Source organism: Bradyrhizobium sp. 62 (assembly GCF_023073035.1).
Lineage (GTDB): Bacteria > Pseudomonadota > Alphaproteobacteria > Rhizobiales > Xanthobacteraceae > Bradyrhizobium.
Genome location: NZ_JADPIT010000016.1, coordinates 347607 through 349697 on the forward strand (window position 1 = coordinate 347607; position 2091 = coordinate 349697).

Genomic DNA, 2091 nt, shown 5'->3' on the forward strand with positions numbered 1-2091 from the left:
AACGTGGAGGCCCGGGACAAGCCCGGGCATGACGGCGTTTGTGAATGCAAATTTGGTCGCCCCACCCCAAGCGAGGCCGTGGCTACTGCTTTTCGCGCCATCCCCTGTTTGTGGCATTGCCCGGCCTCGTCAAAAAACCAAAGCATTCTCGTGACATATCGGCTAAGTGTGCCTTGAACTTGCCATGAAGAGGGCCCTCAGATTTGATGGTTCCAGATGGTTTTGGCCTTGGCCGTGGGGGAGAGCTTGAAATGACGGATTTTCGTCGTCTGACCGGGATGTTTGTGGCTGCGATCGGCCTGATCCTGTCCGCGCCCCATGCCTACGCCCAGCAGCCCGACCGCGGCGACGAGCCGGGCCTGGTCGCCGACGATGCCTTCGAACTCGATCCGGAGTGGCAGAAGCAGGTCGTCTACTTCCGTACCACCGAAGCGCCCGGCACCCTCATCATCTCGACCGCCGAAAGGCATCTCTATCTGGTGCAGCCTGGCGGTCGCGCGATCCGCTACGGCATCGGCGTCGGCCGCGACGGTTTTCAGTGGCAGGGGCTGGTGAACATCACCAACAAGAAGGAGTGGCCGGACTGGACGCCGCCGGCGGAGATGATCCAGCGCCAGCCCTATCTGCCGCGCTTCATGGCCGGCGGCCCCGGCAATCCGCTCGGCGCGCGCGCCATGTATTTGGGCACCACGGTCTACCGCATCCACGGGACCAATCGGCCCGACACGATCGGCACCAAGGTCTCCTCGGGCTGCTTCCGGCTCGTCAACCGCGACGTCGCCGATCTCTACGATCGCGTCCCGGTCGGCACCAAGGTTGTCATCCGGCAGAAGCCCGAGCTCTGATCTCCTCGCCTTAGCGAATATTCCTTTTCCCGATTATTTCGAGAGAGCAACATGATGCGCACTTTTCGTGGCGGCCTGCTGATCGGGCTCGCAGTCGCCGTGCTGGTCGCCGTCCTGGCCATCATCTATGAATTCTACGACACCCGCACGCTGAAGCGCACGGTCCGCCGCGGCGAAGTGCTGTGCGGCGTCAACAAGGGCCTGCCGGGCTTCTCGATCCCCGACGACAAGGGCAACTGGACCGGCTTCGACGTCGATTTCTGCCGTGCGGTGGCCTCCGCGATCTTCAACGACCCGAGCAAGGCGAAGTTCGTCGCGCTGGATGCCAACGAGCGCTTCAAGGAATTGCAGAGCCGAAAGGTGGACATCCTCTCGCGCAACTCGACCTGGAGCATGGCGCGCGAGCTCGACTACGACCTCTATTTCCCCGCGGTCGCCTATTACGACGGCGCAGGCTTCATGCTGCCGCGCGCGCGCAACAAGGAAACCGCGCTGGACCTGACCGAGAGCAAAGTCTGCGTCCAGACCGGGACCACCACCGCGCTCAACGTCGCGGATTACTTCCGTGCCAACAACATGAAGTATGAAGAGGTGAAGTTCGACAAGCTGGACGACGTCGTGAAGGCCTACGATACCGGCAAATGCGACACGCTCTCGGCCGATGTCTCTCAGCTCTACGCGCTGCGGATAAACCTGTCGAAGCCCGGCGACCACATGATCCTGCCGGACATGATCTCCAAGGAGCCGCTCGCCCCCGTCGTGCGCCAGCGCGACGACGACTGGATGATGATCGTGAAGTGGACGCTCTACGCGATGATCAACGCCGAGGAGCTCGGCGTCTCCTCTGAGAACATCGACGAGGCCCTGAAGTCGAAGAAGCCGGAAGTGATGCGGCTGGTCGGCACCGAGGGCAATTACGGCGAGCAGCTCGGCCTCACCAAGGATTGGGTGGTCCGCATCATCCGCCACGTCGGCAATTACGGCGAGATGTACGAGCGCAACATCGGCGAGAAGTCGAAGCTGAAGATCCCGCGCGGCATGAACCAGCTGTGGAATGCAGGCGGCGTGCAGTATGCACCGCCGGTGCGGTAGGAGGTCTTTCCGCCGTTATTGCGAGCGAAGCGAAGCAATCCAGGACTTCCCGCAGAGGCAGTCTGGATTGCTTCGTCGCAAGTGCTCCTCGCAATGACGAGCTTGGGGCAAGCGCTGTCCACACTCTCAACTGTCATCGCCCGGCTTGACCGGG

The 2091-nt window shown here is 62.2% G+C and carries 2 protein-coding genes; both read left to right on the forward strand.

Features of this window, described 5'->3' with window-relative positions; translation table 11 throughout:
- Nucleotides 1–251: 251 nt before the first annotated feature.
- A complete protein-coding gene (locus tag IVB47_RS20665; RefSeq protein WP_027565945.1) occupies nucleotides 252–845 on the forward strand; it encodes a L,D-transpeptidase in 594 nt (197 codons plus the stop codon).
- A gap of 54 nt (nucleotides 846–899) precedes the next feature.
- A complete protein-coding gene (locus tag IVB47_RS20670) occupies nucleotides 900–1937 on the forward strand; it encodes an amino acid ABC transporter substrate-binding protein (protein WP_247428979.1) in 1038 nt (345 codons plus the stop codon).
- Nucleotides 1938–2091 lie beyond the last annotated feature (154 nt).